Here is a 24,409-nt window from a genome sequence, read left to right on the forward strand (position 1 = left end):
TTCCGGTGCAATTCGTGAATATACTAATACGCATTCAACGACTTGGAGCCGCGGTGGCCGGTACCGACTACGAACCGAATCTCGAAATAGCCGTTTGGCACGAAGTGAGGACCTTCGTGCTCGAAGCGGTCGCCGATTCGACGGCCAGCACTCCGTACACTGCCGCCGAGCTGAAGGTCGCAGCGTCCCGAATCGCGTCCTGGACCTGGCAGACAGCGGGCCTGCCGCTCGAGCGAGGCGTGGTCTTCCGGAGGGACGTGGTCGCGCGGTTCATCGCGGTCGGCTGCCTAACGTTGAAGCCCGCATCCCGGGGGAACTTACGGAGCCAGCTCCTGAGGATGTCAGAGGTGCTCCTGGACCCGCGCGACGTGCCCCGGCGTCTCGCTCCGTTGGAGCCGTCAGAGCCCGCGGCCCCCTACTCGCGCGCTGAGCTGGCTTCCCTCCGCAGCTGGGCATCCACCCAGTCAACCCCTGCACGTCGCGCGAACGCCTGGGTGCTCCTCGCAACCGGCGCCGGCGCTGGTCTGGCGGCATCCGAAATTGGAGAGCTGCGCGTGGGCGACATCCGAGTTGATGGCAACGGCGTGCTCCTGGTCGTCACGGGCGAGCGCCCGCGTGTAGTTCCCGTTCTGCGCGAGTGGGAGCAGGTTCTGGCCGACCGAACCCGCACTCTGGGGCCGGACCGGTTCGCCTTCCGAGAGAACCACGCCGCGAACTACCCGAACCTCATCGCCAACTTCATCGACCGAAGCCAAGTTGTCGGCGTTAAACCAAAGTCGCAACGGCTGCGCGCAACCTGGATAGTTCGGCACCTCGACGCCGCCACGCCGGTGGTCCCGCTGATGCAGGCCGCTGGCATCGAGTCTCTGGAGGCGATGACTCGCTACGTGCGGTTCGTGCGCGAAGTCGATGACGGCGAGGTCAGGGCCCGACTGCGAGAGGCGTGAGAAGAACGGGCTGAACGATTCCTGAGTGCCCATTTAGTCAGTTTTAGTGTGTTTTGTCTGCACGAATCCTGAAGGGGACAGTGGGCTTACCTCGGGACACACAAGTCCAAATAGTGCACGCATATCCATGCATGCATGAATGCACGGATATGCTTGCATTGGGCGGAGTGGCCGTCACAAGGGAAACGGAGAGAGCCTCGACATGTACACGGTGACCATCAGGCGATTCCGCGACCTGGGTGCCGTTATCAAGGCAGTCCGCGCGTCTCGTGGCATCCGCCAAGAGGAGCTGGCCGACACCCTCGCGTTCTCACGCAACTACCTTCAAGAACTCGAGAACGGCAAACCCAACCTCTACATCACCCGACTGTTCCGGGCCCTGAACGCTCTCGGCATCACCATCAGCGTCTCGTACACTCTCGGCGACACATCGGAAGGCCGTGACTGAAAAACGGCAACGCGGCGGGCCTCAGAACAACCGCGCATAGGTGGGGCATGAGTATCTATGTGGCCCTGTGGGAAATTCGATTGCGTCGCTGCGGTGCGCACTCACGAATCTGGGAAGTAACGCTGTTTCCCGTTGTCGGCAACTCCTATGACCAGGACAAGGGGGTGCGGACACGGATGATGTTTTCGACTTTGCTGCCGTTCGATGAGTTCTGGTTCGACTTTGCGGCCCTGGCGGCCCATCAAATCAATGCCCAACCCCTGCCGCCAGAGGTACTCGAGGGGATTGGGGAGTTCGTGGCGCACGTCAACTCTCGTCACGATATCGTTGCGCCATGTATGAAGCCTTCTGCGGAGCCACCGGCTCAGTCGTTCTAGCGTCCGACTTCGCCGACTTTCCCGCTGGGGATAGGGCGAGCTATCGGGACTCCCTTTCATGCACATCCTGTTCGAAGCCCGCATACTTCATCCGTCGCGCGCGCAACGGGCGTGTAGCGTGCTTCGGGGCCAGGCCCCACGGCGACGGCTGCGAATTGACAGCCGCTCTGACCGACGACCGAGGAAGCGGGCACCTCCCCACGGAGGAGCCGGCATACAATCGCGGCGACGAGCTACTGCTTCAGCCTGCACGGGTCCGAGCGGTCCCCCACGCTACACACGCACCAGGAGGCCAGCCACACGAGGGGAGCGCGCGGCGCTACACCGGCCTTGGAGGGACACGTGCGGCGCGCAGCAACCTCGGCCTAACTACCCTCCTGCGTCGCCTCGTTCGCGAACCTGATTTTGCTTCCAACCGCGCGATGATTGTGCTCCCGGACAACACGAGAATGAGTATCGCGTCCCTTTGCGTCGCGTCGACCGACGTCGAAGAGAAGCACAGCGGCCGCCGCCGTCTCTACTGGGGCACAATCCGGTATGTAAATGAGGACGAGACCGGAGCCTGGTTCAACCTGGGATGGCGCCGCGCTCCGTCGCTGAGGGTGGCGCCTGAATTCCTCGCAGAATTGATGGAGGCCAAAGGCATCGACGATGCCGAGGATCTGCAAGGAGCCGCGTTCCTCTACTACGGTCCTTTGCGCCAGGCGAGGACTTCTGGCCGCCTACTCTTGTTCCCCAACGACCTCGATTGGTTTACATTGAGGCTGGCGGACGAGGACGTTCTCTAACGAGACGCCCTTTCAACTTGGCTCCACTGATTCTCGTTCTGCCGCGCGCCGCCGTGTTTGACGACAAACGCGAGTGCCGCTGTGAGCATTCGCTTCCACTTCCGGCGCCATAGCCAGGACTCTTCGTGGCCTTGGGCCGGCGTCGCCGACGAGGAGGATAGCCCGCGGCCGCCGTTAGTAGAGAAACCGAACTGCCCGAGCGAAAGGCGCAATAGGGTGCCTCGTCAACGGGCCTGCAGCCACTCCACCCTGGAACAAATTCTGCTCTTGACGCGACCGCGCATAGAGGGGTTATGCCCCACTACACGATCCACCCTGACGCCCTATCCCTTGTGTTCGCACATCATCGCGCGCACCCAGATTCTGCAGGCGCTTCACAAGACGCTTTGATGATACCGTCAAATCATGAGGACTTCGGCATGACGGCATCAGTGAATAAATTTGGATCCTTGGCAGACCTGAGTAGTGAGGCCAGCGTTGAGCAGTTCTTCGTAAACCGGCTACTGACTGACCTTGGATACAACGATGCCCAAATCAAACCCAAAGCGACCCTCGACGAACTGACTGTCTCCAAGGGGCGCAAAGGTGAGAAGTGGCGACCCGACTATGCAATTGTTGCCAACGGTCGGGTCAGGTGGATTTGCGAGGCCAAGAGCGTCGACGAGGACCTCGGCAAATGGACGAATCAGAGCTCGGGTTACTGCTTTGCATTGAATCGCGCAGCATCTGACAATCCCGTTGAGTTCTACATGCTCACGAACGGCGTCACCACTCGTGTATACCGTTGGGACAGTGATGAGTACCTCATCGAAGCCTCCTATCGAGACTTCACCGACGGGAATCTGAAGTTCCAAGAGATCCGTGAGCTGCTGGCCCCCACCAGCTTCAATCCTGTCCCCGAAGTCGCGGGACCCTCGCGCCACAAGCTAACGCGCCATTCAGTTGCCGAACTGAATGCTGACTTCGCCTGGGCACACAAGATCATCTACACTCGCGAAAGCCTCAGCTACACTGCCGCGTTCATGGAGTTCGTGAAGGTCATCTTCTTGAAGCTTCATTCCGACAGAACCGCGCACAACAGCGCAAACATTCGTGAAGAACCAAACGACGCCATCAGCGTCCCCGCCGGCGAAGTGAAATTCTCACGTGCATGGATAGAGTCTCGCGAACATGAAACAACAAGCCCCTTGGACGCGGTACTTTTTCGCAATTTGGTGAAGGAATTCGAACTAGAAATCGCGCAAAATCGTAAGAAGCGCATCTTTGGCAAAGACGAGAAGTTGGAACTGTCACCGGAGACTCTCAAGGTGCTTGTTGGCCGTCTCGAATCTGTCGATCTCATCAGTATCGACGCGGACCTCAACGGCCGGATGTTCGAGACTTTCCTAAACTCGACTTTGCGAGGAAAGGACCTCGGCCAATTCTTCACACCACGTAGTGTCGTGAAACTCGCCACAGGCCTTGCTCAGCTCCAAGCCGGCCCCGACCGCATCGACCGTGTCATTGATGCATGCTCAGGAACTGGTGGCTTCCTGATTGAAGCGCTGTCCGACATGTGGGCCAAGATTGAATCGAACGCCTCGCTATCCGACGTCAAGAAAGAGCAACTGAAGCGTCAAGTTGCCGAGCAATCCATCATCGGAATTGACGTTGCTCGAGACCCCGCGCTCGCACGCATAGCGCGAATCAACATGTACCTGCACGGAGACGGCGGCACGAGCATTTTTCAGCTCGATTCGCTCGACAAGAGCGTGACAGTATCGAGCAATGACAGTATCGAAATCGCCCAGGAGAAGAACGAATTCCGCCAGCGAGTAGCCGAGGGCTGGGCTGATACTGGAGATGGCCCCCGGGGTATCGCGGACGTAGCGCTCACGAACCCACCTTTTGCAAAGGAATACGACCGAAAGCAGCCCAATGAGGCGCGCCTGCTCGACGAGTACGCGTTGTCCTTTGACACAACAGGCGGCGCGAAACGACCCATCCCGTCTCTGAGCTCCATGGTGATGTTCCTTGAGCGATACTACGAACTACTCGCCCCTGGTGGTCGCCTGGTTACAGTGCTGGATGATGGAATTCTCGGCGCGCCAGCGAATGCACGTGTCCGGCGATGGATTCGCGAGCATTGGATCGTCAAGGCGGTTGTGTCACTCCCCGGCGACGCTTTTCAGAGGTCGCAGGCTCGGGTCAAGACGTCCATTCTTGTCCTGGAAAAGAAGCTAGCGCCGTCCGAGAAGCAACCCGATGTCTTCATGTACTACTGCACGGTTGTCGGCGTAGATGATGCGCCCCGCCAGCGGATCCTTCCCATCGATGCTGAAAACCGTAAGAGGGCGACCGAGGAGATCCAAACTGCGGTCTCGCTCTATCGGAGCTTCCAATCAGGCGATCCGGTAGCCGATGCCTGGCGCGTGCCCGCGAAGGCCATCGCGGATCGAATGGACGTCAAGGCTTGTTTGCCAGAATCTGGAAATCGAGTTCCCGACTGGGTTGCCGCTGGATTCGAAGTAAAGGAAGTCGATGATCTCCTTGAGCTTGCTGCCTCAGGCCACGCCAGCGACCGAATCATTGACACTAAGGTCGACGACGAGCTCGTTACATACCTTCGGGTACGGTATGACGGATTCTGCGAGGCCGGCGAGGAGATTCAGACAAGTGATGTAGCAGCACAGAAGTTGACGCGGGTTGAGGCCGGGGACATAATCTTCAGCCACATCAACGCAATCCACGGGGCGGTTGGCGTGGTCCCCATAGAGCTAGAAGGATGCGTGGTGACCTCCGAATACACAGTGTGCCGCGCGAAGCCAGGATTGTCGGCCTCCGTAATTTGGACCCTCCTTCGCGCCCCCCAAACTCGAGCAGATATGTTGCTGCTCTCAACGGGCATTGGGCGCACGAGGGTGAAATGGAACATCCTCCGCACTCTGAAGCTGCCCATTCCTGACGAGGAAACTCAAACAAGAATATCGAGAGCGTTGGACAAGGCGAACAGAGCTGAACGGCAGGTCGACGAACTTCGCACGGCAGCTAAGGCCATCGCCGAGAACGAGCTGTTGTTGGGCGGCGAAGCTGCTCAAAACATCATCGCGGCGTTCCGTCCTCCTCGGTAACACCAATATGGACCCCGACGTCCTGCGTTTCCTTGAGGAATCCGGAAGCATCCGAGGCGAAAATGCCAGTGATTCACTGAGGCGCGTTCTCCACCTTGGTGGAGTTCCGAAGGAACTCGAACAGGAGATTCTCCCGGGGGCCTCAGACGAGTTGATCCTCCTTTTCAATCGCCTGGATCTTTCGCTCCGGTTACGCAACCCTGGATTGCACTACGTCCGTCGCTCCACGTATTTGGGTTACCGCCGCGAAGGGTCATCTACGCTCGCTTCGGGCGAACGTTCACAGGTTTTCGCCAGTGTCATGCGCCACTCACGAAAGCTAATTGTGGTCATGCCCTTGAATCCCGCAGAGTACGAGGGGTCCTTCAAGGTCCAAGATTTGACGGGGCGTGGGCACCATGGAGTTGGGGAGCTAAAGTGCACACTTGCCACTCAGGGTGAACTGGACACGTTCCTCGCAACCTTCGATGCTTGGCTAACCTCACGCTGACACTCCGGACCAAGTCTCTTGAGGTTCAGGTTTCGATTGGCTCAAGACGTGGGCATTGGTTTGGCCGTCAGACAACGGCTCCTCGACTCCTCACCTCGCGGCCAAATTCTTGGAAGCCGGCGTAGTCAGGGAAGAGCACGCTGGCGGAGCGGTTGTATGTGTTTTCGAGGTACTGAAGGAGCTTCTGCTTCAGTCGCGCCTTGATGACTACGGCTACGAACGGGAGCGCCCCTGGCGCACCACGGCGACGTTCCGCCTTCAGTTTCGTGTCAAGCAATTCCGGATTTCCGTACGCGTGTGCAACGTTTAGGCCCAAGAACGGTGTTACGTGTTCAAGTCGAATGCCCGACGTGCCGATTGGCAGTCCGGCATCCTTGACGGGGACTTTTCCGGCGACGAAGAATCCCTCCTGAGCTCGGAGACGGTCATTTGGGTTTGAGGATTCCACGACAAAGGGCGCGTTGACCCGGAGGGCGTTCTGAAGTCGTGTCCCCATTGGATTCTCAAGTTGGCCCCACGTCACACCCTGCGGGCTCGCAAGCGTTGAGTACTTCGGCCAGCCAGTGATATTCAGGGCTAGGAGCAGTCCGCTTCTTGAGATTGAGCCCTGTGTCGGGTTTTGGCACGCGAACCAAAGAGCAGTCATTGGATTGTTCGTGAAATCCATAAGGCGAGTCGCGATTCCGTAGTGCTGCAGGTCAGAGAGCAGCTGTAGATCATCTACGTGACCGGTCGGTTGCGTCCCCAGTCCCCATTTCCTGGCTTCCCAGAGGAGTTGGGTCTCTGCCGCGCGAACATCCGCTTCAGTGGAGTTGGAGCCCAGCTCTCGATGCAGAGAAGACCAAAGCGGGTAGTCGGCGCTGGACATTCCCCTCCAGGCGAACCTTTGGTCGGAACTGAATACGCCAATCGAGCCGAGCACCGACATTACATCTCTGGACGTCGGGGGCTCCACATACCAGCCGGTGGTCTTCCAGATCCAGCCAACGTCACGAGGCATCCGTTACCTATCTTGTTGAGTGCCCCGCATTGAGACTGCTAGGCCTACGTCCAGAGACTACAAGCCGCTCTCCCACAATTGCCTCGGTCGGTTCTATCTCGAACTCTTGCAGTTCATTCGGTCGCTCGGTTGCGACTCAATGAGTGGATCCGCCGAGCGTAGTCGTGGTTGATATTCGGCTATGACCAGCTTTTTCTTCTGACGTGCGCCATCTCGTCTCACGCGTGCGCATAGATGCTGGCGATGAAACTTTATTCGCTCAGCACACCAGCTCCTGCCGCCCGGCTCGTTGAAGGCGCCGCGACGTCCACAAGTAGGGGCCGGCGAGCCTATGAGACTCGCCTGCAGTTACCGATTCAGGCGCCCGGGCCAAAGGTCGACGCCGAATCCACTCTCAAGCTTGGCGATGGTCGCGAGGTCCGGCCAGGACCGGCCACGAAGAACGGAAAGCATTGTCGAGGGGTCCACGCCAACATCCAGGGACGCAGCCCGGATGCTTCGGTCGCCGATGGCGGCCTGAACGTTGAGGGCGAACTGACGCGCAACCTCTCCCACGGGGTCTACCGAGGGCATTTCGGGCCAACCGTCCGCGAGTTCGCGTGGGGCGGGTCGATGGGGCCGGGACATAGGACGAGCGTAGACGGAGCGGGGGCCGGCGTATGACACCTGCAACGCTGACTCTTGGCGACGGAACTCATGGTGATTATAGTAATCCGCAAATGGGCGCTGACGTCGCCCGGACCCTACAGGATTTCACTCCAATGATTCCCAAGCGGCTCTGGAACGAGGTTGCGACCTTCACGCGGGCCGCAGTCACAGACTTCGCGCCCACCACCACCGCCGAAGCCAGCAAAGCCATGACTGTCGTATCCCGTCTGGCTGTCTGGACGACGGAGACAGCCTGCCTGCCTCTGGAACGCGAAATAGTCTTCAGCGGTCGGCACATTGAGATGTTCGCCGCGCGCCAGATGAAACATTTGACCCCTGTCGTCGCCCGTGCTGAACGCCTGCGCCTGCTCCGCATCGCCGGTGAACTTCAAACCTTCGACCCCGCCCGCCGTGACGCAGGCAAGAAGCCCCGCCCGAATCCCTTCGCGCCCTATTCCCCTGCCGCCCTGGTGCGCTTCCGAAGCCAGGCCGCAACACGTTCGACCGCGCTGCGCCGACACAACTGGCTAGTGCTGCTCTCCCTCGCCGCGGGCTGCGCTTTGACGACCGCGGAAATCCTCCAGGTCAAAGCCGAGGACCTGAGCACCACCGAACTCGGCGTCACCGTCACAGTGAGGGGTGCCAGCCCGCGAACGGTCGTGTGCCTCGCCGACTGGGAAGCCAACATCCGGCAGCTCCTTGCCGGCCCCCTGGTCGTGGACTACCTCTTCGTGAAGGACGTGCGTCCAAACGACGCCGTCGCGTATGTGAAGAAGTTCCTCAACAGCACGTCAAAGGGCAGCGAATTCCCCACCGTGGAGCGACTACGCTCTACGTGGATTGTCGGCCACCTCGATGCGAGGACGCCCATCGTCGCCCTCGCCCAGGCGCTCGGAGTCAAGACGTTCTCCACGTTCGAACGCCTCGCGCCGTACGTGAAAGAGGCAGAGCCCTCTGAACTCCGCACGTTCTTCCGCGGGGAGTTGAACCGATGACGACTCTAGCGCCGGCGTCATCCACGGTCATGGACCAACTCCGGAAGACCCTGCCAAAGCATGGATTCACCGGCAACTCCAGCCGTATCGTTCATAGCCAAGTCGAATTCATCGGAAAGCTCATTGACGATTCCAACGTCGCCGAGCAAATCGACGCCTGGCAGGCAGAGGACCGCGTCAAGACCGCACCCGGAGGTCGGCGGCGCATCGCCAGCACCCGAACAGTCCTCGTGCTCTTGCTCCTGCTGAGCACTGAATACAGCTCTCTGTTCGTCAAGGAGATGGCGACCATCGCCTCTGACCGACTCAGCGGCAAGTCCCTGAGACTCCTCGACCTGTGGGGCACGGGGAGAACCGCGAAAGGGTGGTACTTCCCCCTCTGGCGCGCCCTGCACCGCGCATTGAACACCATCGACCCGAAACCGGGTGCGCGCGGCAAGTTTGCCACCCACGCCCAGGTCGATGAGATTCTTTCGCTGCGCGAGGCGGCCGTAAGTCAGCGGAAGCAACTGCGCCTGGACTGGGTCTGCAACGCGTTGCTCGAGGCCACACTGCAGCTTGTACCCGAGGCGGCGCGCGATCAATGGAAAGGAGACCTCTGCGTTGACGCGACCGTCGTCCCCGCGTACGGCAAACGCGGCGCACCCAGATCCAAGACCCACGCGGCCATCGAGTTCGACGCAGGCTGGTACCGACGCACCAGCAGTCACAAAGAAACTGGCGACTCCAGCAAAGCGGCGAAGTCCGTCTTCGGCTGGGACCTGACCATCGCCGTACAAACCAACCACGACCCCAAGACCCTCCCTGGCTTCCCGCTCCTCATTGCTGGCATCGGCTTCAACATCCCCGGAACTGCGCTCATCCACACCGCTCGTCACATCTTCGAGAGCGTCACCGAACGCGGCCATCCCGCCGGGCGCGCCACCGGCGACCGTGGGTACTACGCACTCGCGAAGTCCGAGGACCTGCAAATGCCGCTCCGTAAGCTTGGCTACACCGTAGTGACCGACTACCGCGACGACCAGCTCGGTGTCAAGGACGGCTTCGCCGGTTCTATCCAGGTCGAAGGCGCCCTCTACTGCCCGTCTATGCCAGAAGGCCTCGTCAATGCCACTGTCCTGTACCGGGCCAAGGAAATCGACGCGACCACTTGGCGCAAACGCATCGTCGAACGCCGCCAGTACATGCTCCGCCCCAAGGAGAAGCCCGACTCCAAAGGCCGGGTCCCGATGATGTGCCCCGCCCGCGGCCCCGGCGCCACCGTCAGCTGCCCCCTCGTCGACAACGGCTGCACGAAGGTCGATGACGCTCTCACCACCATCTACAACCCACCCGTCAAGCAGGACAAAATCTGCACGAACGCCACCTCCGTCACCATCCCCTTCGCGGTCGGCGCAAAGCTGGCGCAGCACTACCAGTACGGCAGCAACGAGTGGCAGGAAATCTACTCCCACGACCGCAACACCATCGAGGGCGCCAACGGCTTCCTCAAGGACAGCTCCCACGAAGCCATTGGCGACTCCAGCCGACGCCGCATCCGCGGGTCCACCGCCCAGTACCTGCTCGTGAGCTTCCTCATCGTCGCCGGCAACCTCCGGAAGCTGCAGAAGTTCCGCGACGAGATGCTCAAGCCCGAGAGCGACGCCGAACGAGCGGACCGCCAAGCGCGGAAGCTCGAAATCCGACGAAAGCGCAAGAACCGCAAGAAACGGGTCGCTGCCTGGGACGACTTCCAGACACCAATCGCCAAGACCTAGCCAAGGCCGGCACCCCACCAACACCTTCACCCGTAACAAGAGGCGCTCCAGCACGCTCGAAAACACCACTTCGAGCCAGCTGGGGCGCTTTTGCGTGCCTAAGAGACCGAAACGGGCGAGGCCGGCTGCACTGAGAGGCATCGACAGCCCCGAGAATGACGAAAGGCCCCCGGTTTCCCGGGGGCCTTTCTTGTCCGACTGGGTTTCGCAAATAGTTTCAACCTATTTAGCAATCAACCCTGTGTGCGCGAGGGGGGACTTGAACCCCCACGTCCTTTCGAACACTGGCACCTGAAGCCAGCGCGTCTGCCAATTCCGCCACTCGCGCGAACTTTTGAAGATTAGCATTTCCGGGACCACTTCGCCATTCGAGAGCCGTGAGCCGTGAAACCGGTCCGGAAACGGAGACGATGAAGCCGAGATGGCACCACTTCCGGAGGGGAGCGATCAGGCCGAGATAAGGCGAGACAGGATCGCTCCCGTAGGATGACAACTCCTGCCGTCAGTTGCCGGGCAGGTGAGTTAACACTTGAGACAAGTAACATGCTCATAGCCGAAAGGATCGGATCGGGAGACCTGTGGGCATTCTGGATAGTTTTGAAAAGGGCCTTGAGCGCGCCGTCAACGGTGCTTTCGCCAAAACCTTCAAGTCGGGCCTGCAGCCGGTGGAAATCACCTCGGCGCTGCGCCGCGAACTCGACACGAAGGCCGCTGTCGTGTCCCGCGACCGCATCCTCGCGCCCAATCGCTTCACGGTCCGCATGAGCCACGCCGACTTCCAGCGCATGTCCGCCCTCGGCCAGACGCTCATCGACGAACTCACCGGCCTGGTGCAGCAGCACGGCCGTGAGCAGCGCTACCAGTTCGCCGGCGGCGTCTCGATCAGCCTGTCCGACGACCGCGGCCTCAGCGAGGGCATGGTGCAGATCGACTCCAGCACGGTCAAGGGCGGCGTGGCCTGGATCCCGGTGGTCGAGGTCAACGGCAAGCGCTACCCCCTGACCCAATCCCACACGGTGATCGGTCGCGGCAGTGACGCCGACATCACGGTCGACGACTCGGGCACCTCCCGCCGCCACGTCGAGATCCTCTGGGACGGCACCCGTGCACAGGTGCGCGACCTCGGTTCCACCAACGGGTCCCAGCTCAACGGGTCGCCCGTCTCGCAGGCCATCCTCGAACCCGACTCCGTCGTCACGATCGGGCGAACCCGCATCATCTTCCGGGTGATCGCCCAGGCCTCGGCCGGCGAACCCGTCAGCGAGCGTCGCAGTGATGCCGCCCGCGACCGCGACCGCCATGACATGGGCGGATTCTGGGGGCCCTCCGCATGAGCGTCAGTGAACTCACCCTGCTCGTGCTGCGCCTCGGCTTCCTGCTGTTGCTGTGGCTCTTCATCTTCGGCATCGTCTACGCCCTGCGCAGCGACCTGTTCGGCCAGCGGGCCCGCAAGATGCAGCCGGATGCCGCGACCGCCCCGCCCGCCCCGTTCCCGAGTGCCGCGCCCGTCTCCCTCACCCAGCCCCCCGTCCCGGCAGCCTCGGCCTCGGCGAAGACGGAGCAGTTCACGGCCCGGCCGAGCCCGGCCGCCGGCGGCGCTCCGGAGAACGCGAACGCCAGGAACGCGACCCGCCTGGTGATCACGTCAGGCCCGAAGGCCGGCACCGAGTTCCCGTTGACCGGTGAATCGATCACCATCGGCCGGTCGGGCGACTCCAGCCTCGTCATCCGTGACGACTACACGTCCACCCATCACGCTCGCCTGATGCTCTGGCATGACGAGTGGATGATCCAGGACCTCGACTCCACCAACGGAACCTTCCTCGCTGGCAATCGCCTCGCGGTGCCGACCCCCGTGCCACTGAACACCCCCGTCAAAATCGGCGCGACCAGCTTCGAGCTCCGGCGGTAGCTCCATGGCGACAGTCAGCAACAGCGCGGCCGTGTCCCACGTTGGAAAAATCCGGTCCAACAACCAGGACTCCGGGTATTCCGGGCGCCACCTCTTCGTCGTTGCCGACGGCATGGGCGGGCATGCGGGCGGCGACGTCGCGTCCGCCATCGCCACCAAGCGCATCGTGGAGGCCGACCAGGACTACCGGTCCCCCCAGGATGCCGAATTCGCCCTGCAGGCCGCACTCATCGCCGCCAACTCGCAGTTGGCCGAGACCGTGTTCGAACACCCCGAGCTCACCGGGATGGGCACCACCGTCAGCGCCCTGATCGTGCTCGAAGACGAAGTCGCCATCGCGCACATCGGCGACTCCCGCATCTACCTCCTGCGCGAGGGCGTACTGTCCCAAATCACCATCGACCACACCTTCGTGCAGCGGCTGGTGGACAGCGGCCGCATCACCGAGCAGGAAGCCATGGTGCATCCGCGCCGTTCCGTGCTCATGCGCGTCCTCGGTGACGTCGAAGCGTCGCCCGAGATCGACACCTCCATCCTCGCCACCTTTTCCGGCGACCGCTGGCTGATCTGCTCCGACGGGCTCAGCGGTGTGGTCTCCAACGTGGGCATCGCGGCGGCCCTCAAGTCCGACCTCGACGCCCAGGCGGTCGCGGACCGACTGGTCAAGGAGAGCCTCGACGGCGGCGCCCCCGACAACGTCACGATCGTCGTCGTCGACATCGGCACCGGTGCCGAGCGGGTCGACCTGCCCACCGTGGTCGGGTCGGCATCCGCCCCTCTGGCCTTCGGTGAAGAGCCCGGCCGCAGCCGGGCACTGCGCATGTCCAGCCTGCGCCTGCACCCGGTGCGCGAGACGCACTTCGAGCCGGACTCGCAGGATTACCTCTCCGAGCTGATCGAAGAAGACAACCGCCGGGCCCGCCGCCGCAAGATCACCTGGCTGGTCGGAATCATCCTGCTGGTCCTCGCCATCGTCGGCGCCGCGGTCCTCGGCTACCGGTGGACCCAGACCCGCTACTTCGTCGGGGTCGAAGGCAGCACCGTGGCCATCTACCAGGGCATTCAGCAGGACCTCGGCCCGATCTCCCTCTCCTCGCTCTATGAGGACACCAACCTGGAGGTGTCCGAACTGCGCGTCTTCGACCGCCAGCAGGTCGAACAAACCATCAGTGCAAGCTCCCTCACGGACGCGTTGCTCATCGTCGAACGGCTCCATGATGCCAGTGTCCAGTAACCGCTCCACGACCACGGATGCGCCCGCGCGCCCGGGTCGCGTGCGCCGCCTCCACCTGCCGCAGAAGCTGCGCAACCTCGAGCTGTTCCTGCTGCTCATCGCCTGTGGCATCAACGCCGCCACGGTCGTGCTCGTTCAGCTCGGCGCCCTCGGTCGCATCGACACCACCCTCGTGCTGCTGGGAGCCGGTCTGTCCGTCCTGGTTCTCGGCATGCACGTCGTGCTGCGCGCGGTGGCCCGCGAGGCCGACCCGTTCATCCTGCCGATCGCCACCCTGCTCAACGGTCTCGGCATCGCCATGATCTACCGGATCGACCTTGCCAACAAGGAATCTGGCTGGGCCAGCGCGGCCGTGCGCCAGACCGTGTGGAGCGCTCTGGCGATCGCCTGCGCGATCGCGGTCGTGCTGATCATCCGCAATCACCGCGTGCTGTTCCGCTACACCTACATCGCCGGTTTCGTCGGTGTCGCCCTACTGCTCCTGCCGCTGGTGCCGGGGCTGGGCCGTGAGGTCAGCGGAGCGCGTGTGTGGATCGGGGTCGGCTCCTTCGCCACGTTCCAGCCCGGCGAGATCGCGAAGATTGCGCTGGCCGTCTTCTTCGCCGGCTATCTGGTGCGCAACCGCGACAGCCTCTCCATGGTGGGCAAGAAATTCCTCGGCATGCGGTTCCCGCGCCTGCGCGACCTCGGCCCGATCCTGGTCGTCTGGGCCCTCTCGATGTCGGTCATCATCTTCCAGCGCGACCTCGGTACCGCGCTGCTGTACTTCGGCCTGTTCCTGGTCATGCTCTACGTGGCCACCGGTCGGCTCAGCTGGGTGCTCCTCGGCATGTCCCTCTTCCTCGGCGGCGCCCTCATTGCCAGCCAGACCCTCGACTACGTCAACGGACGGTTCACGAACTGGCTGGATGCGCTCAACCCCGACGTCTACGGAGCCGACGGCGGCAGCTACCAGCTGGTGCAGGGTCTCTTCGGTCTCGCCAAGGGCGGTCTTCTCGGCACCGGCCTCGGCCAGGGCCGCCCGGACATCACCCCGGTCCCCCAGAGCGACTACATCATCGCGAGCCTCGGCGAGGAACTCGGGCTGGCCGGCCTCTTCGCCATCCTCGCCCTGTACCTGCTCTTCGTTGCCCGCGGCTTCCGTATCGGCTTCGCCGGCAATGACGACTTCGGCAAGCTCCTCGCCGTCGGCCTCTCGTTCGTGGTGGCACTCCAGTGCTTCATCGTGATCGGCGGCGTCACCCGGGTGATCCCGCTCACCGGCCTGACCACGCCGTTCCTGGCGGCCGGTGGCTCCTCCCTGGTGGCCAACTGGATCATTGCGGCCCTACTTCTGCGCCTGTCGGACACGGTGCGCAACCAACCCAGGCTGGTGGTCTGATGAATCGCGAACTCAAGCGTGTCAGCATCGTGGTGCTGCTCATGTTCCTGGCTCTGCTCGGCTCGACGACGGTCATCCAGGTCTTCCAGGCCGACAGCCTGTCAGCGGATGCCCGCAACACCCGCACGCTCTACGACAGCTACGCCGTCGAACGCGGCGCCATCCTCGTCGCCGGTGAACCCATCGCCCAGTCCATGCCGGTGGACGACGACTACAAGTTCCAGCGCACTTACAGCAACGGGCCCCTCTACGCGCCCGTCACCGGCTTCATCCCACTCAACGGCGCTCCGACCGGCCTCGAACACGCGATGAACGCAGAACTGAGTGGCACGTCGAACGCGCAGTTCTTCGAAAAAGTCAACGGCCTGATCACGGGCAAGAATCCCAAGGGCGCGTCAGTGGAGGTCACGATCGACCCGGTCGCGCAGCAGGCGGCCTGGGATGCCCTCGGCAACCTCACCGGCTCAGTGGTCGTGACCGAGCCGAAGACCGGGCGCATCCTGGCCATGGTCTCCAAGCCCAGCTACGACACGAACCTCCTCACGGTTCATGACAACCAGCAGGTCGCCGACACCTACCAATCGCTGCTCAACGACGATAGCGACCCGCTGATCAACCGCGGCATCAACGCCCTCAACCCTCCCGGCTCGGTGTTCAAACTGGTCGTGGTGACCGCCGCCCTGGAATCGGGCAAGTTCACCCCCGAGAGCGCGTTCCCGAACCCGGGCACGTTCCAGCTGCCCGGATCCAGCGCGGTCGTCATCAACTCGGGCGGCGGGACGTGTGGCGGCGGCGACACCGTGACCATCGCGACGGCGCTGCGGCTCTCCTGCAACATCCCGATGGCGGAACTGGGGCTGCAACTGGGCGACAAGGCCATCCGGGACACGGCCGAGAAGTTCGGTTTCAACTCGGATTACACGGTGCCGCTCGACGTCTCCCAGAGTGTGTACCCCACCGATCTCGACGATGCGCAAACGGCACTGTCGGCGTTCGGCCAGACCGATGTGCGGGCCACGAACCTGCAGATGGCCATGGTGTCGGGCACGATCGCCAACGGCGGCATGGCGATGGCGCCCAACCTCGTGGAGAAGGTGATCGCCCCGGATCTGAGTCCGCTTCAGGTCTTTGAACCCAAAACGATGAAGCGCGTGATGAGCGCCGAAACGGCGGCCACAATCACCCAAATGATGGTCAATGGAGTCCAGGACGGCGCCGCCAGCAATGCAAGAATAGATGGGGTCAAGGTGGCAGGTAAAACGGGCACGGCGGAGAACGCCGAGGACGAGCCTTACACCTTGTGGTTTACCGGATTCGCTCCTGCGGAGGATCCGAAATACGCGATCACCGTTCTCGTCGAGGATGGCGGGGGACTTGGACAGACGGGGTACGGCAATCTTGTTGCCGCACCCATTGCAAAGCAGGTACTAGAGGCGGTGCTGAACAAATGAGACCCACATCAGGGCTCACCTTCGGGGGACGATACGAACTGCAGTCCCGGATCGCCATTGGCGGCATGGGTGAGGTTTGGAAGTCCGTCGACCTCGTAATCGGACGCACGGTCGCCATCAAGATCCTGAAGGACGAGTACCTCGGTGACCCTGGATTCCTCGAGCGCTTCCGTGCCGAGGCCCGCCACGCAGCCCTCGTCAATCACGAAGGCATCGCCAACGTGTTCGACTATGGCGAAGAGGACGGCAGCGCGTTCCTGGTGATGGAGCTCGTTCCCGGCGAGGCGCTCTCGACCATCCTCGAGCGCGACCACGTCCTCCCGACCGACAAGGTCCTCGACATCGTGGCCCAGACCGCGGCCGCACTGCACGCCGCGCACGCCGCGGGCCTGGTACACCGCGACATCAAGCCGGGCAACCTCCTCATCACCCCCGACGGCCGGGTCAAGATCACCGACTTCGGAATCGCCCGCATCGCCGACCAGGTCCCGCTCACCGCGACCGGCCAGGTCATGGGCACCGTGCAGTACCTCTCGCCGGAGCAAGCCAGCGGACGCTCCGCCTCCCCGACCACAGACATCTACTCCCTGGGGATCGTCGCCTACGAAAGCCTCGCCGGCCGGCGCCCCTTCACCGGGGAGTCCCAAGTCGCCATCGCCATGGCGCAGATCAACGAGATCGCGCCCGACCTTCCGGAGACCGTGTCCGAGCCGGTGCGCAACCTGGTGATTTCCTGCCTGGCCAAGAACCCGGCGGACCGCCCGGCCTCGGCCGCGCACCTCTCCCGCGCCGCGGCGGCCCTGCGTCGCGGCGATATTGCCGCTGCGGCGGCATCCGTTCCCGCCATCATGAACGGCGTCACGCCAACCTCCGCGACCATGCTGATGCCCGGTGCCGGCAGCATGGACGCGACCACCGTCCTGCCCACCGGCGCGCCGGCCACGCGCACCTCGGTGGCCGCTGCTGGAGCCGACGCCGAAGCCGAGGGCACCAAGAAGCGCAGCCCGTGGACCTGGCCGTTGATCGCACTGATCGCCGTGCTCGTGCTGGTGCTGACCGGAACCCTGATCGCGCTCTTCACGCAGGATGCCGGCACGCCGTCACCTTCGGCGTCAACGTCCCAGAGCGCCAAGCCGACGCCGAAGGCCACACCGAAAGCGACGCCGTCGTCCGCGCCCGCGCCTACCGCCACGACCCCGCCGGCCGCCACCACCGTGCAGGTGAATCTGTCCGACTTCCAGGGGCTGACCAGCTCGGAAGCCCGTGACAAGCTCTCGGAGATGGGATTCGTCGCCGACGTGCAGACCGGCAATGCCTCCACCACGCCGGAGCAGGTTGCCGACACCGTCTACGACGTCAACCCGACCGGGCCGGTAAAGAAGGGTGAGAAGATCACCGTCAAGGTCTACGCCCCGGCTGTATCCCCTGACGCCCCGACCGCTGCCCCGACCGCGGCGCCTGCGACGGTCGCGCCCGGGGGCACCGTGACGGTCAGCTGGGCGGCGCAGTCGTGCCCGAGTGGCCAGACCCTGTCCGGCTACGAGGTTCTCGCCGAAGGCCAGGACGCAGTGTCCCCGGGTCCCGTGGGCCCCGATGCCACCACAGCCACCGTCACGGCAGGACCGGCAGTCGGCACGTTCACGGTCAAGTTCCGCTATTTCTGCGGCCAGACGGAATCCGACTGGTCGGCATCCTCGACCCCGGTCGTCGTCAAGTAAAGGCGTCCCTCACGTTCCGGGTAAAGTTGGAAAATCTGTGTCCGCAAGCTGGGGAGTATCGCTTTGACTGATGAAGGCCGTCTTCTCGCTGGTCGGTACCGGGTCGGAGCTCTCATCGGGCGAGGTGGCATGTCCGACGTGCACATCGGCACCGATTCCCGGCTCGGCCGCACGGTCGCCATCAAGCTCCTCAAGTCCTCGCTCGCCGCCGACCCCGCGTTCCGCACCCGCTTCCGCCAGGAAGCCCAGGCCGCTGCACGCATGGCTCACCCCACGATCGTGCGGGTTTTCGACGCCGGCGAAGAGACGGTGATCGAGAACAGCGGCCAAGAGGCCCAGATTCCGTTCATCGTTATGGAGCACGTCGATGGCCGGCTGCTCAAGGACATCATCCGTGAGGGCCCGATCGACTCGGCCGAGGCCGTGCGAATCATCGAAGGCGTTCTGACCGCCCTCGAGTATTCGCACCGCGCGGGCGTCGTGCACCGGGACATCAAGCCGGGCAACATCATGATCACGAAGGCCGGCCAGGTCAAGGTCATGGACTTCGGCATCGCCCGGGCCATTTCCGATTCCTCGACGACGGTGGCGCAGACCACCGCGATCCTGGGCACGGCGTCCTATTTCTCGCCCGAGCAGGCCAAGGGCGAATCCGTGGATGCCCGCACCGACCTGTACTCCACCGGCGTGGTGCTGTTCGAGATGCTGGCCGGGCGCACGCCGTTCCGCGGTGACTCTCCCGTGGCCGTTGCCTACCAGCACGTCAGTGAGACCCCGGTCAAGCCGAGCTCGATCAACAAGAAGGTGTCACCGGCCCTCGACTCCGTTGTGATGCACGCCCTCGCCAAGGACCGGTTCCAGCGGTATCAGAGCGCGGTCGAATTCCGGAACGACGTCGAGACAGCCGCCTCGGGCCAGATCCCGGTTCACCGCAACGCCGACGATGCCGGTGCCGGGCTGTTCGGTTCCCCGCCGCCGTCCGCCTCCGGCTCCGAGCTGGCCCTCAAGCAACTCGCCGAAGACGAGACCATGGTGCGCACCCAGCGTCGCCCGCCGGTCATCTGGATCTGGGCGGGCATCCTGAGCGTCGTCGTCATCGTCATCTCGGTCATGATCTGGGCATTCAGCCTCACGCCGAGCAGCGATCTGCCGGACAACTCCCGCAGGGTGCCCTCCCTCACCGGGCTCAGCTACGACAACGCGCAGAACAAGCTTCTCGACCTGGACCTCGCGGCCACCATGGCCGAGGAGGCCAGCGCCACCGTGCCCAAGGGAGAGGTCACTCGCACCGACCCTCCGGCCGGTACGATCGCCCAGCCCGCCGACGTCATCAAGGTCTTCGTCTCCACCGGCGCACAGCCGGTCGATGTTCCCGACACCACCAATCAGCCCCTGGCAGACGCTCAGGTCGCGATCACGGCGTTCGGCCTCATCCCGGGGTCGGTCACCCGGGAGAACTCCGCGACGATCGCCTCCAACCTCGTGCTGCGCACCACCCCGGCCGGCGGGAGCCCGGAGAAGACCGGCGTCACGGTCGACTTCATCGTCTCCAGCGGTCTCGTCACGCTGGATGATCTCAAAGGCCAGACCCTCAGCGCCGCGAGCGACCTGCTCGAGGGGGCGGACGTTCAGTTGGTTGCGATCCCCACCCCGGACAACACCTGCCCGTCCGTGTCAGGTTCACCGGTAGTCAAGCAGTCCCTCGCTGCCGGCGACGTGCCGCAGAAGTCACAGGTCGAGCTCTTCTACTGCGCCGGCTGACACGGCGCCGGCTGAGACCGCGGCCGGCTGAGACTTCTCGGGCCGGCCTCAGCTGCGCTTGAGCATGGGCGTCAGGCCCTTCGCGGTTTCCTGCGCCTCCGGGAGCCCGGCCAGAGCGAGCCAGTTGCCCAGCATCCGGTAGCCGCCCTCGGTCAGAACCGACTCGGGGTGGAACTGCACGCCCAGGATCGGCGCGCTGACATGCCGCAACCCCATGATCACGCCGCCCTCGGTGCGCGAGGTCACGATGAGGTCATCGGGCACGGTGTCGTCGACCACTGCCAGCGAGTGATACCGCGTCGCCGTGAACGGCTGCGGAACACCCTGATAGAACCCGCTCTCGTCGTGCGTGATCAGGCTCGTCTTGCCGTGCATGAGCTCGTCCGCGTTGGTCACCGTTGCGCCGAAGGCCTCGGCGATGGCCTGGTGCCCGAGACAGACTCCGAAAAGAGGCAGCCCTGACGCGAGCGCGGCCCTGACGATGGCGATCGAGACGCCGGCGTCGGCGGGCTTACCGGGCCCCGGGGAGACCATCACGCCGTCGAATTCCGCGATGCGCGCCGCGGCATCTTCCGGGGGGAAGGCATCATTTCGAAGCACCACGGTCTCGGCGCCGAGCTCCATCAGATAACCGTTGAGCGTGTAGACGAAGCTGTCGTAATTGTCGATGACGAGGATGCGGGTCATGGGCTTCCCACCGTGGCTTCCTGATTGTTGAGGATGACGTCCACCCAGGGGAACACCCAGGTGGAGAGAACGGACAGTACGCCCGCCAGCAGAATGAGGACGAGCAGGACCCGCACCCACACCGGGCCGGGCAGGATGCGCCACAGGGCAGCGTACATCGGAGTCTCCTACCCCTTGGCCTGGACGGCGATGAGCGCCGCGAGTTCGGTCGGTGGTCCGGCGGCTATCGGCTGCCAGCTCTCGAGCACCCCGTAGGCGATGATGCGCTCGGCCGTGGAATAGAAGGGGTTGCAGCTGGTGAGGGTGACCAGCCGGTCCACCGGAGCCAGGTCGGGCTCGTGTGGAACCGCATCGAGCACGGCAACCGTTTCGGGCGAGACGTATTCGAGGTCACGGAACCGATAGGTGTAGTAACCGTCCGCGGTCTGAACGTAGATGGCGTCGCCGAGCTGCAGCTGGTGGATGAGGTGCATTGCGCCGCCGTTGGCGCTGCGGTGCGCGGCGATGGCGAAGTTCCCCACCTCCCCGGGCATCTGGGTGCCGGGATAGTGGCCGATTCCGAGACGAGGACTGTTGAGGACGTCCATGCCAGTGCCCTCGGCGATCGTGCGGTGGTAGTCGTCTCCGAAACGCGGCACGTAGAGAACGGCGAACGGATCCGCCTCGGCCGGAGGCGCCGCAACGACCGGGTTGCCATAGTCTGCGGAAGCCGGCACGGGGAGGGTGTGATCCTGGGCGGCGTGGTCGTCGGAGATCCAGACCTGACTGATCTTCGCGGCCGCCTGGGACTGCTGGTCGGCCATGATCATGTCATTCCACCAGAGCTGCCACCCGAGGAACAGCATCACCAGAGCCCCCGCGGTGATGAGAAGCTCACCAAGAACCCCGACGACGCTGACGCGGCGACGACGATTCCTGCGCCGGGACCGACGGGTTGCCTCGACTGCGGGCAGATCGGGGCTCTCGGACATGATGTCGATTCTAATCGCGGAGGTTCCCTCCGCCCACCGGTCCGCCTGTGGGCACGCCTGCGGCCTGTTTCAGTCAATGACGCTAGAATCGCAGGCATGTCACGCACGAATCCCCGCACAAAGCCCGCCCGTACCGAGGCCGTTCGCTCCGGCGAGGCTGGGCCGAACGCCGTGTGGTTCAAACCGGTGATGTTCGGTTTCATGCTGCTCGGACTGGCCTGGATCATCGTCTTCTACGTGAGCCAGGGCACGTTGCCGGCTCCGGGCCTCGGCTCGTGGAACATTCTGGTCGGGTTCGGGATCGCCTTCATCGGCTTCCTGATGACCACCCGCTGGCGCTGATCCGGCCGCCCCGCGGGGCGTGAATGACAACGGTGTAATTATCCCCATGGTGTGGATAAACCTGTGGATAACTCCGAAGCCCGGGGATAACCGTCAGGCTGGCCGTCCCGCCGATGGGGCTCTCAGCCCAGGAACTTCACGAAGCCCAGGGCCAGCAGCACAACGCCGAAACCGGCGAGGAGTCCGGTCTGCAGCGTCTGCTGCCTGATCCGTCGTGTCTGCACGAAGATCAAGCCGATGCTCGCCCCGGCGATCAGGCCGCCCACGTGCGCCTGCCAGGCGATGTTGAAGCCGGGTACGAACCCGATCACGAGGTTGATGCCGACCAGGATCAGCAGCTGGGTCGAATTGCCGCCCAGGCGCCGCTGGATGACCAGGAACGCACCCATCAGGCCGAAGATCGCGCCGGAGGCCCCCACCACGGGCACGAGGGGATCGGACAGGAAGAGCACTCCCAGTGAACCCGCCAGGCCGCTCAGGAGGTAGAGGGCGAGGAAACGCCACCGGCCCAGCATCTCCTCGAGGATCTGACCGAAGATCCAGAGCGTGTACATGTTGAGCAGAACGTGGAAGATCAGGCCCGTGGAGTGCACGAAGACGGTGGTCAGCATCCGCCACGGCTCGAAGCTGCCGGGATAGGAATAGATGCCGGCGTAGAGCAGTTTGTCGGTCACGCCCAGGCCAGGGATGAGCTGGAGGAGGAAGACCGCGACCGTGATGACGATGATCGAGGACGTGACCGGGTGGGAACCGCTGCCGGAGAAGCGGGTCAGGATGGCCGGCTTCGTTCGAGGGGCGCTTCGGCGCTGTTCGTTCATGCACTCGGGGCAGATCACGCCCACCGCGGCCTGGGTCTGGCAATCGGGGCAGATGGTGCGGCCGCAGCGCTGGCAGAGGATGAAACTCGGCCTGCCCGGATGCCGGTAGCAGTAGTTAGCAGCGGCTGTTCCGGGCAGGTCGGTCATCGGGGTCGGAGCCTAGACCTGCTCGACGGTGACGCTCTCGATGACAACGTCGGTCAGCGGGCGGTCACGGCCGTCGGTGGGGACGGTCGCGAGCTTGGCGACGATGGCACGCGATTCTTCGTCTTCGACGGCGCCGAAGATGGTGTGCTTGCCCTGGAGCCAGGTGGTGGGGACGACGGTGATGAAGAACTGCGAACCATTGGTGCCGCGGCCCCCCTGGATACCGGCGTTCGCCATGGCGAGCACGTACGGCTGGGTGAAGTCGAGGTCGGGGTTGATTTCGTCGTCGAACTGGTAACCCGGTCCGCCGGTGCCCTGGCCGAGCGGGTCGCCGGCCTGGATCATGAAGTCCTTGATGATGCGGTGGAAGACCGTTCCGTCATACAGAGGAGCGGTGGAGGTCTGACCCGTGGCGGGGTGCTTCCACTCGATCTCGCCCGTGGCGAGACCGACGAAGTTCTTGACGGTCTTCGGCGCGTGATTGCCGAAGAGGTTGACCTTGATCGGTCCGAGGGTGGTATTGAGTGTTGCTACCGCGGTGTGCTTTGACATGGGGTCAATTCTTGCACAGCCGGTTTGGTGGATTCCGTCCGGACACCCCGCACTCAGAGCCCTCCCAGACGATTGCGTGGCAAGATGGACATTGTTCGCCACATGACATCGATGGAGGGTCCAGATGAGCCTGTCACGCAAGCGCCGCAAGGAACTTACTCGGCTGCGTAAGAGCGCAGACGAATTATGGAACAACCAGCAGGAAGTGCTGGAGCGTGTAAACGCCCTGGCACGAGAGGCCAGCCGGCAGGCGGGTGTACTCACGCGTGAAGAAGTCGTCCCCAAGGTTCGCGAAAGCTACGACCAGATCGTGCGCCCCAAAGTGCAGGCCACCCAGGAACTCGCCGAAGGCGTGCGCCACCAGGTCGTCGACAAGGTACTGCCGGGCATCGGCACCGCCGTCGGCACGCTGATGAGCGTGGGCGACGTCGCCCACGACGCCCGCATTCGTGCCGCACTCAACCGCGTTCGCTTCCAGAAGCCCATCGTGGTCCAGAAGAAGGGACCCGGAGCCGGAACCTACATCGGCCTCGGTGTCGCCCTGGCCGCCGCCGTGGGTGTCGCCTACGCCGTCTGGCAGACGTTCCGCGCCGATGACGAGCTGTGGGTCGCCGAAGACGAGCCCGCCGCCGCAACGTCGGTCGAAGACTAACCGACAGTCTTTTCAGGGAGGACCCGCATCCGTTGGATGCGGGTCCTTCCTTTTTTCGTGCCCGGCGGCTGACCCTTCCGGGCCTCGTTTCCTTCGCCGAGCCGTGAGTTTTACCCCTTTTTCTTGGCTCTCCTGCTGCATCTGTGGGTCTTTCGGAGCGCCTTAACGGCCGCACGCCGCTTCCTGTCTAGGTTTCTGACTGTCAAGGAAAGAAACTTTATAG

22 protein-coding genes and 1 tRNA gene are annotated in these 24,409 nt (G+C 63.4%); 16 read left to right on the top strand and 7 right to left on the bottom strand.

Annotation, left to right across the window (positions count from 1 at the left end):
- The first annotated feature begins 116 nt into the window (after positions 1-116).
- From E3O49_RS06875 to E3O49_RS06895, 5 genes are all read left to right on the top strand, one after another.
- Entirely contained in the window at positions 117-947 is an 831-nt protein-coding gene (locus E3O49_RS06875; protein WP_134451245.1) for a site-specific integrase, read from the top strand.
- Between the two features lie 202 nt (positions 948-1,149).
- The gene (locus E3O49_RS06880) at positions 1,150-1,395 is read left to right on the top strand and encodes a helix-turn-helix domain-containing protein (RefSeq protein ID WP_160141045.1); all 246 of its coding nucleotides are present in this window, start codon (positions 1,150-1,152) and stop codon (positions 1,393-1,395) included.
- A 47-nt stretch (positions 1,396-1,442) separates the two neighbouring features.
- Complete coding sequence (locus E3O49_RS06885; protein WP_134451248.1) at positions 1,443-1,772, top strand: hypothetical protein; 330 nt, start codon at positions 1,443-1,445, stop codon at positions 1,770-1,772.
- A 449-nt stretch (positions 1,773-2,221) separates the two neighbouring features.
- Positions 2,222-2,560: a hypothetical protein gene (locus tag E3O49_RS06890; RefSeq protein WP_134451250.1), complete on the top strand. Its 339-nt coding sequence runs from the start codon at positions 2,222-2,224 to the stop codon at positions 2,558-2,560.
- A gap of 419 nt (positions 2,561-2,979) precedes the next feature.
- Complete coding sequence (locus tag E3O49_RS06895; RefSeq protein WP_160141046.1) at positions 2,980-5,670, top strand: N-6 DNA methylase; 2,691 nt, start codon at positions 2,980-2,982, stop codon at positions 5,668-5,670.
- Between the two features lie 557 nt (positions 5,671-6,227).
- On the opposite strand, the gene E3O49_RS06900 is transcribed toward E3O49_RS06895, so the two are convergent.
- The gene (locus E3O49_RS06900) at positions 6,228-7,160 is read right to left on the bottom strand and encodes an FRG domain-containing protein (RefSeq protein WP_134451253.1); all 933 of its coding nucleotides are present in this window, start codon (positions 7,158-7,160) and stop codon (positions 6,228-6,230) included.
- A gap of 719 nt (positions 7,161-7,879) precedes the next feature.
- On the opposite strand from E3O49_RS06900, the gene E3O49_RS06905 reads away from it, so the two are divergent.
- Both E3O49_RS06905 and E3O49_RS06910 read left to right on the top strand, forming a co-directional pair.
- Positions 7,880-8,803, top strand: coding sequence for a site-specific integrase (locus E3O49_RS06905; protein WP_134451255.1), 924 nt, complete (start codon positions 7,880-7,882; stop codon positions 8,801-8,803).
- Complete coding sequence (locus tag E3O49_RS06910; RefSeq protein ID WP_134451256.1) at positions 8,800-10,560, top strand: hypothetical protein; 1,761 nt, start codon at positions 8,800-8,802, stop codon at positions 10,558-10,560. Before E3O49_RS06905 ends, E3O49_RS06910 begins: the two co-directional genes overlap by 4 nt.
- A gap of 244 nt (positions 10,561-10,804) precedes the next feature.
- Here the strand turns inward: E3O49_RS06910 and E3O49_RS06915 are convergent.
- Positions 10,805-10,888 (bottom strand) — tRNA-Leu (locus tag E3O49_RS06915).
- Positions 10,889-11,138: 250 nt separating this feature from the next.
- Here E3O49_RS06915 and E3O49_RS06920 point away from each other — a divergent pair.
- From E3O49_RS06920 to pknB, 7 genes are all read left to right on the top strand, one after another.
- On the top strand, positions 11,139-11,894 hold the full coding sequence (locus E3O49_RS06920; protein WP_134365177.1) for an FhaA domain-containing protein: 756 nt from the start codon (positions 11,139-11,141) through the stop codon (positions 11,892-11,894).
- Positions 11,891-12,472 carry an FHA domain-containing protein FhaB/FipA gene (locus E3O49_RS06925; protein ID WP_134365176.1) on the top strand — a complete coding sequence of 194 codons (582 nt, stop codon included), beginning with the start codon at positions 11,891-11,893 and terminating at the stop codon, positions 12,470-12,472. Before E3O49_RS06920 ends, E3O49_RS06925 begins: the two co-directional genes overlap by 4 nt.
- A gap of 4 nt (positions 12,473-12,476) precedes the next feature.
- Positions 12,477-13,706, top strand: coding sequence for a PP2C family protein-serine/threonine phosphatase (locus E3O49_RS06930; RefSeq protein ID WP_134365175.1), 1,230 nt, complete (start codon positions 12,477-12,479; stop codon positions 13,704-13,706).
- On the top strand, positions 13,690-15,087 hold the full coding sequence (locus E3O49_RS06935) for an FtsW/RodA/SpoVE family cell cycle protein (protein WP_174235688.1): 1,398 nt from the start codon (positions 13,690-13,692) through the stop codon (positions 15,085-15,087). The genes E3O49_RS06930 and E3O49_RS06935 overlap by 17 nt, the downstream gene beginning before the upstream one ends.
- The gene (locus tag E3O49_RS06940; protein WP_134365173.1) at positions 15,087-16,538 is read left to right on the top strand and encodes a peptidoglycan D,D-transpeptidase FtsI family protein; all 1,452 of its coding nucleotides are present in this window, start codon (positions 15,087-15,089) and stop codon (positions 16,536-16,538) included. Before E3O49_RS06935 ends, E3O49_RS06940 begins: the two co-directional genes overlap by 1 nt.
- Positions 16,535-18,256: a protein kinase domain-containing protein gene (locus tag E3O49_RS06945; protein ID WP_134365172.1), complete on the top strand. Its 1,722-nt coding sequence runs from the start codon at positions 16,535-16,537 to the stop codon at positions 18,254-18,256. The genes E3O49_RS06940 and E3O49_RS06945 overlap by 4 nt, the downstream gene beginning before the upstream one ends.
- Positions 18,257-18,319: 63 nt before the next feature.
- Complete coding sequence (pknB, locus tag E3O49_RS06950) at positions 18,320-20,017, top strand: Stk1 family PASTA domain-containing Ser/Thr kinase (protein ID WP_134451258.1); 1,698 nt, start codon at positions 18,320-18,322, stop codon at positions 20,015-20,017.
- Positions 20,018-20,065: 48 nt separating this feature from the next.
- Here the strand turns inward: pknB and E3O49_RS06955 are convergent, their stop codons facing one another.
- From E3O49_RS06955 to E3O49_RS06960, 3 genes are read right to left on the bottom strand one after another with little or no spacing between them, the layout of a single operon-like run.
- The gene (locus E3O49_RS06955) at positions 20,066-20,704 is read right to left on the bottom strand and encodes an anthranilate synthase component II (protein WP_134451260.1); all 639 of its coding nucleotides are present in this window, start codon (positions 20,702-20,704) and stop codon (positions 20,066-20,068) included.
- Entirely contained in the window at positions 20,701-20,862 is a 162-nt protein-coding gene (locus E3O49_RS16685) for a hypothetical protein (protein WP_174235687.1), read from the bottom strand. The genes E3O49_RS06955 and E3O49_RS16685 overlap by 4 nt, the downstream gene beginning before the upstream one ends.
- 9 nt (positions 20,863-20,871) lie before the next feature.
- A complete protein-coding gene (locus E3O49_RS06960; protein ID WP_134365169.1) occupies positions 20,872-21,675 on the bottom strand; it encodes a class E sortase in 804 nt (267 codons plus the stop codon).
- A gap of 96 nt (positions 21,676-21,771) precedes the next feature.
- On the opposite strand from E3O49_RS06960, the gene E3O49_RS06965 reads away from it, so the two are divergent.
- Complete coding sequence (locus E3O49_RS06965; protein WP_134365168.1) at positions 21,772-22,017, top strand: cell division protein CrgA; 246 nt, start codon at positions 21,772-21,774, stop codon at positions 22,015-22,017.
- Positions 22,018-22,139: 122 nt separating this feature from the next.
- Here E3O49_RS06965 and E3O49_RS06970 read toward each other — a convergent pair whose 3' ends face one another.
- Both E3O49_RS06970 and E3O49_RS06975 read right to left on the bottom strand, forming a co-directional pair.
- Positions 22,140-22,982 (bottom strand): rhomboid family intramembrane serine protease, encoded by an 843-nt coding sequence (locus E3O49_RS06970; protein WP_134365167.1) that lies wholly within the window; start codon positions 22,980-22,982, stop codon positions 22,140-22,142.
- Positions 22,983-22,994: 12 nt separating this feature from the next.
- Positions 22,995-23,534 carry a peptidylprolyl isomerase gene (locus E3O49_RS06975; protein ID WP_134365166.1) on the bottom strand — a complete coding sequence of 180 codons (540 nt, stop codon included), beginning with the start codon at positions 23,532-23,534 and terminating at the stop codon, positions 22,995-22,997.
- 124 nt (positions 23,535-23,658) lie between these two features.
- On the opposite strand from E3O49_RS06975, the gene E3O49_RS06980 reads away from it, so the two are divergent.
- Complete coding sequence (locus E3O49_RS06980) at positions 23,659-24,186, top strand: hypothetical protein (RefSeq protein ID WP_134365165.1); 528 nt, start codon at positions 23,659-23,661, stop codon at positions 24,184-24,186.
- The last annotated feature ends 223 nt before the right edge of the window (positions 24,187-24,409 follow it).

Source organism: Cryobacterium shii (genome assembly GCF_004402595.1).
GTDB lineage: Bacteria > Actinomycetota > Actinomycetes > Actinomycetales > Microbacteriaceae > Cryobacterium > Cryobacterium shii.

Excerpts from the sequence above, each read along its gene's own strand:
- E3O49_RS06960 (WP_134365169.1), bottom strand. The coding sequence starts at position 21,675 with ATGTCCGAGAGCCCCGATCTGCCCGCAGTCGAGGCAACCCGTCGGTCC.
- E3O49_RS06910 (WP_134451256.1), top strand. The coding sequence starts at position 8,800 with ATGACGACTCTAGCGCCGGCGTCATCCACGGTCATGGACCAACTCCGG.
- E3O49_RS06965 (WP_134365168.1), top strand. The coding sequence starts at position 21,772 with ATGTCACGCACGAATCCCCGCACAAAGCCCGCCCGTACCGAGGCCGTT.
- E3O49_RS06900 (WP_134451253.1), bottom strand. The coding sequence starts at position 7,160 with ATGCCTCGTGACGTTGGCTGGATCTGGAAGACCACCGGCTGGTATGTG.
- E3O49_RS06955 (WP_134451260.1), bottom strand. The coding sequence starts at position 20,704 with ATGACCCGCATCCTCGTCATCGACAATTACGACAGCTTCGTCTACACG.
- E3O49_RS06905 (WP_134451255.1), top strand. The coding sequence starts at position 7,880 with ATGGGCGCTGACGTCGCCCGGACCCTACAGGATTTCACTCCAATGATT.
- E3O49_RS06970 (WP_134365167.1), bottom strand. The coding sequence starts at position 22,982 with ATGACCGACCTGCCCGGAACAGCCGCTGCTAACTACTGCTACCGGCAT.
- E3O49_RS06945 (WP_134365172.1), top strand. The coding sequence starts at position 16,535 with ATGAGACCCACATCAGGGCTCACCTTCGGGGGACGATACGAACTGCAG.
- E3O49_RS16685 (WP_174235687.1), bottom strand. The coding sequence starts at position 20,862 with ATGTACGCTGCCCTGTGGCGCATCCTGCCCGGCCCGGTGTGGGTGCGG.
- E3O49_RS06895 (WP_160141046.1), top strand. The coding sequence starts at position 2,980 with ATGACGGCATCAGTGAATAAATTTGGATCCTTGGCAGACCTGAGTAGT.
- E3O49_RS06890 (WP_134451250.1), top strand. The coding sequence starts at position 2,222 with ATGAGTATCGCGTCCCTTTGCGTCGCGTCGACCGACGTCGAAGAGAAG.
- E3O49_RS06935 (WP_174235688.1), top strand. The coding sequence starts at position 13,690 with ATGCCAGTGTCCAGTAACCGCTCCACGACCACGGATGCGCCCGCGCGC.
- E3O49_RS06980 (WP_134365165.1), top strand. The coding sequence starts at position 23,659 with ATGAGCCTGTCACGCAAGCGCCGCAAGGAACTTACTCGGCTGCGTAAG.
- E3O49_RS06880 (WP_160141045.1), top strand. The coding sequence starts at position 1,150 with ATGTACACGGTGACCATCAGGCGATTCCGCGACCTGGGTGCCGTTATC.
- E3O49_RS06925 (WP_134365176.1), top strand. The coding sequence starts at position 11,891 with ATGAGCGTCAGTGAACTCACCCTGCTCGTGCTGCGCCTCGGCTTCCTG.
- E3O49_RS06940 (WP_134365173.1), top strand. The coding sequence starts at position 15,087 with ATGAATCGCGAACTCAAGCGTGTCAGCATCGTGGTGCTGCTCATGTTC.
- E3O49_RS06975 (WP_134365166.1), bottom strand. The coding sequence starts at position 23,534 with ATGTCAAAGCACACCGCGGTAGCAACACTCAATACCACCCTCGGACCG.
- E3O49_RS06885 (WP_134451248.1), top strand. The coding sequence starts at position 1,443 with ATGAGTATCTATGTGGCCCTGTGGGAAATTCGATTGCGTCGCTGCGGT.
- E3O49_RS06930 (WP_134365175.1), top strand. The coding sequence starts at position 12,477 with ATGGCGACAGTCAGCAACAGCGCGGCCGTGTCCCACGTTGGAAAAATC.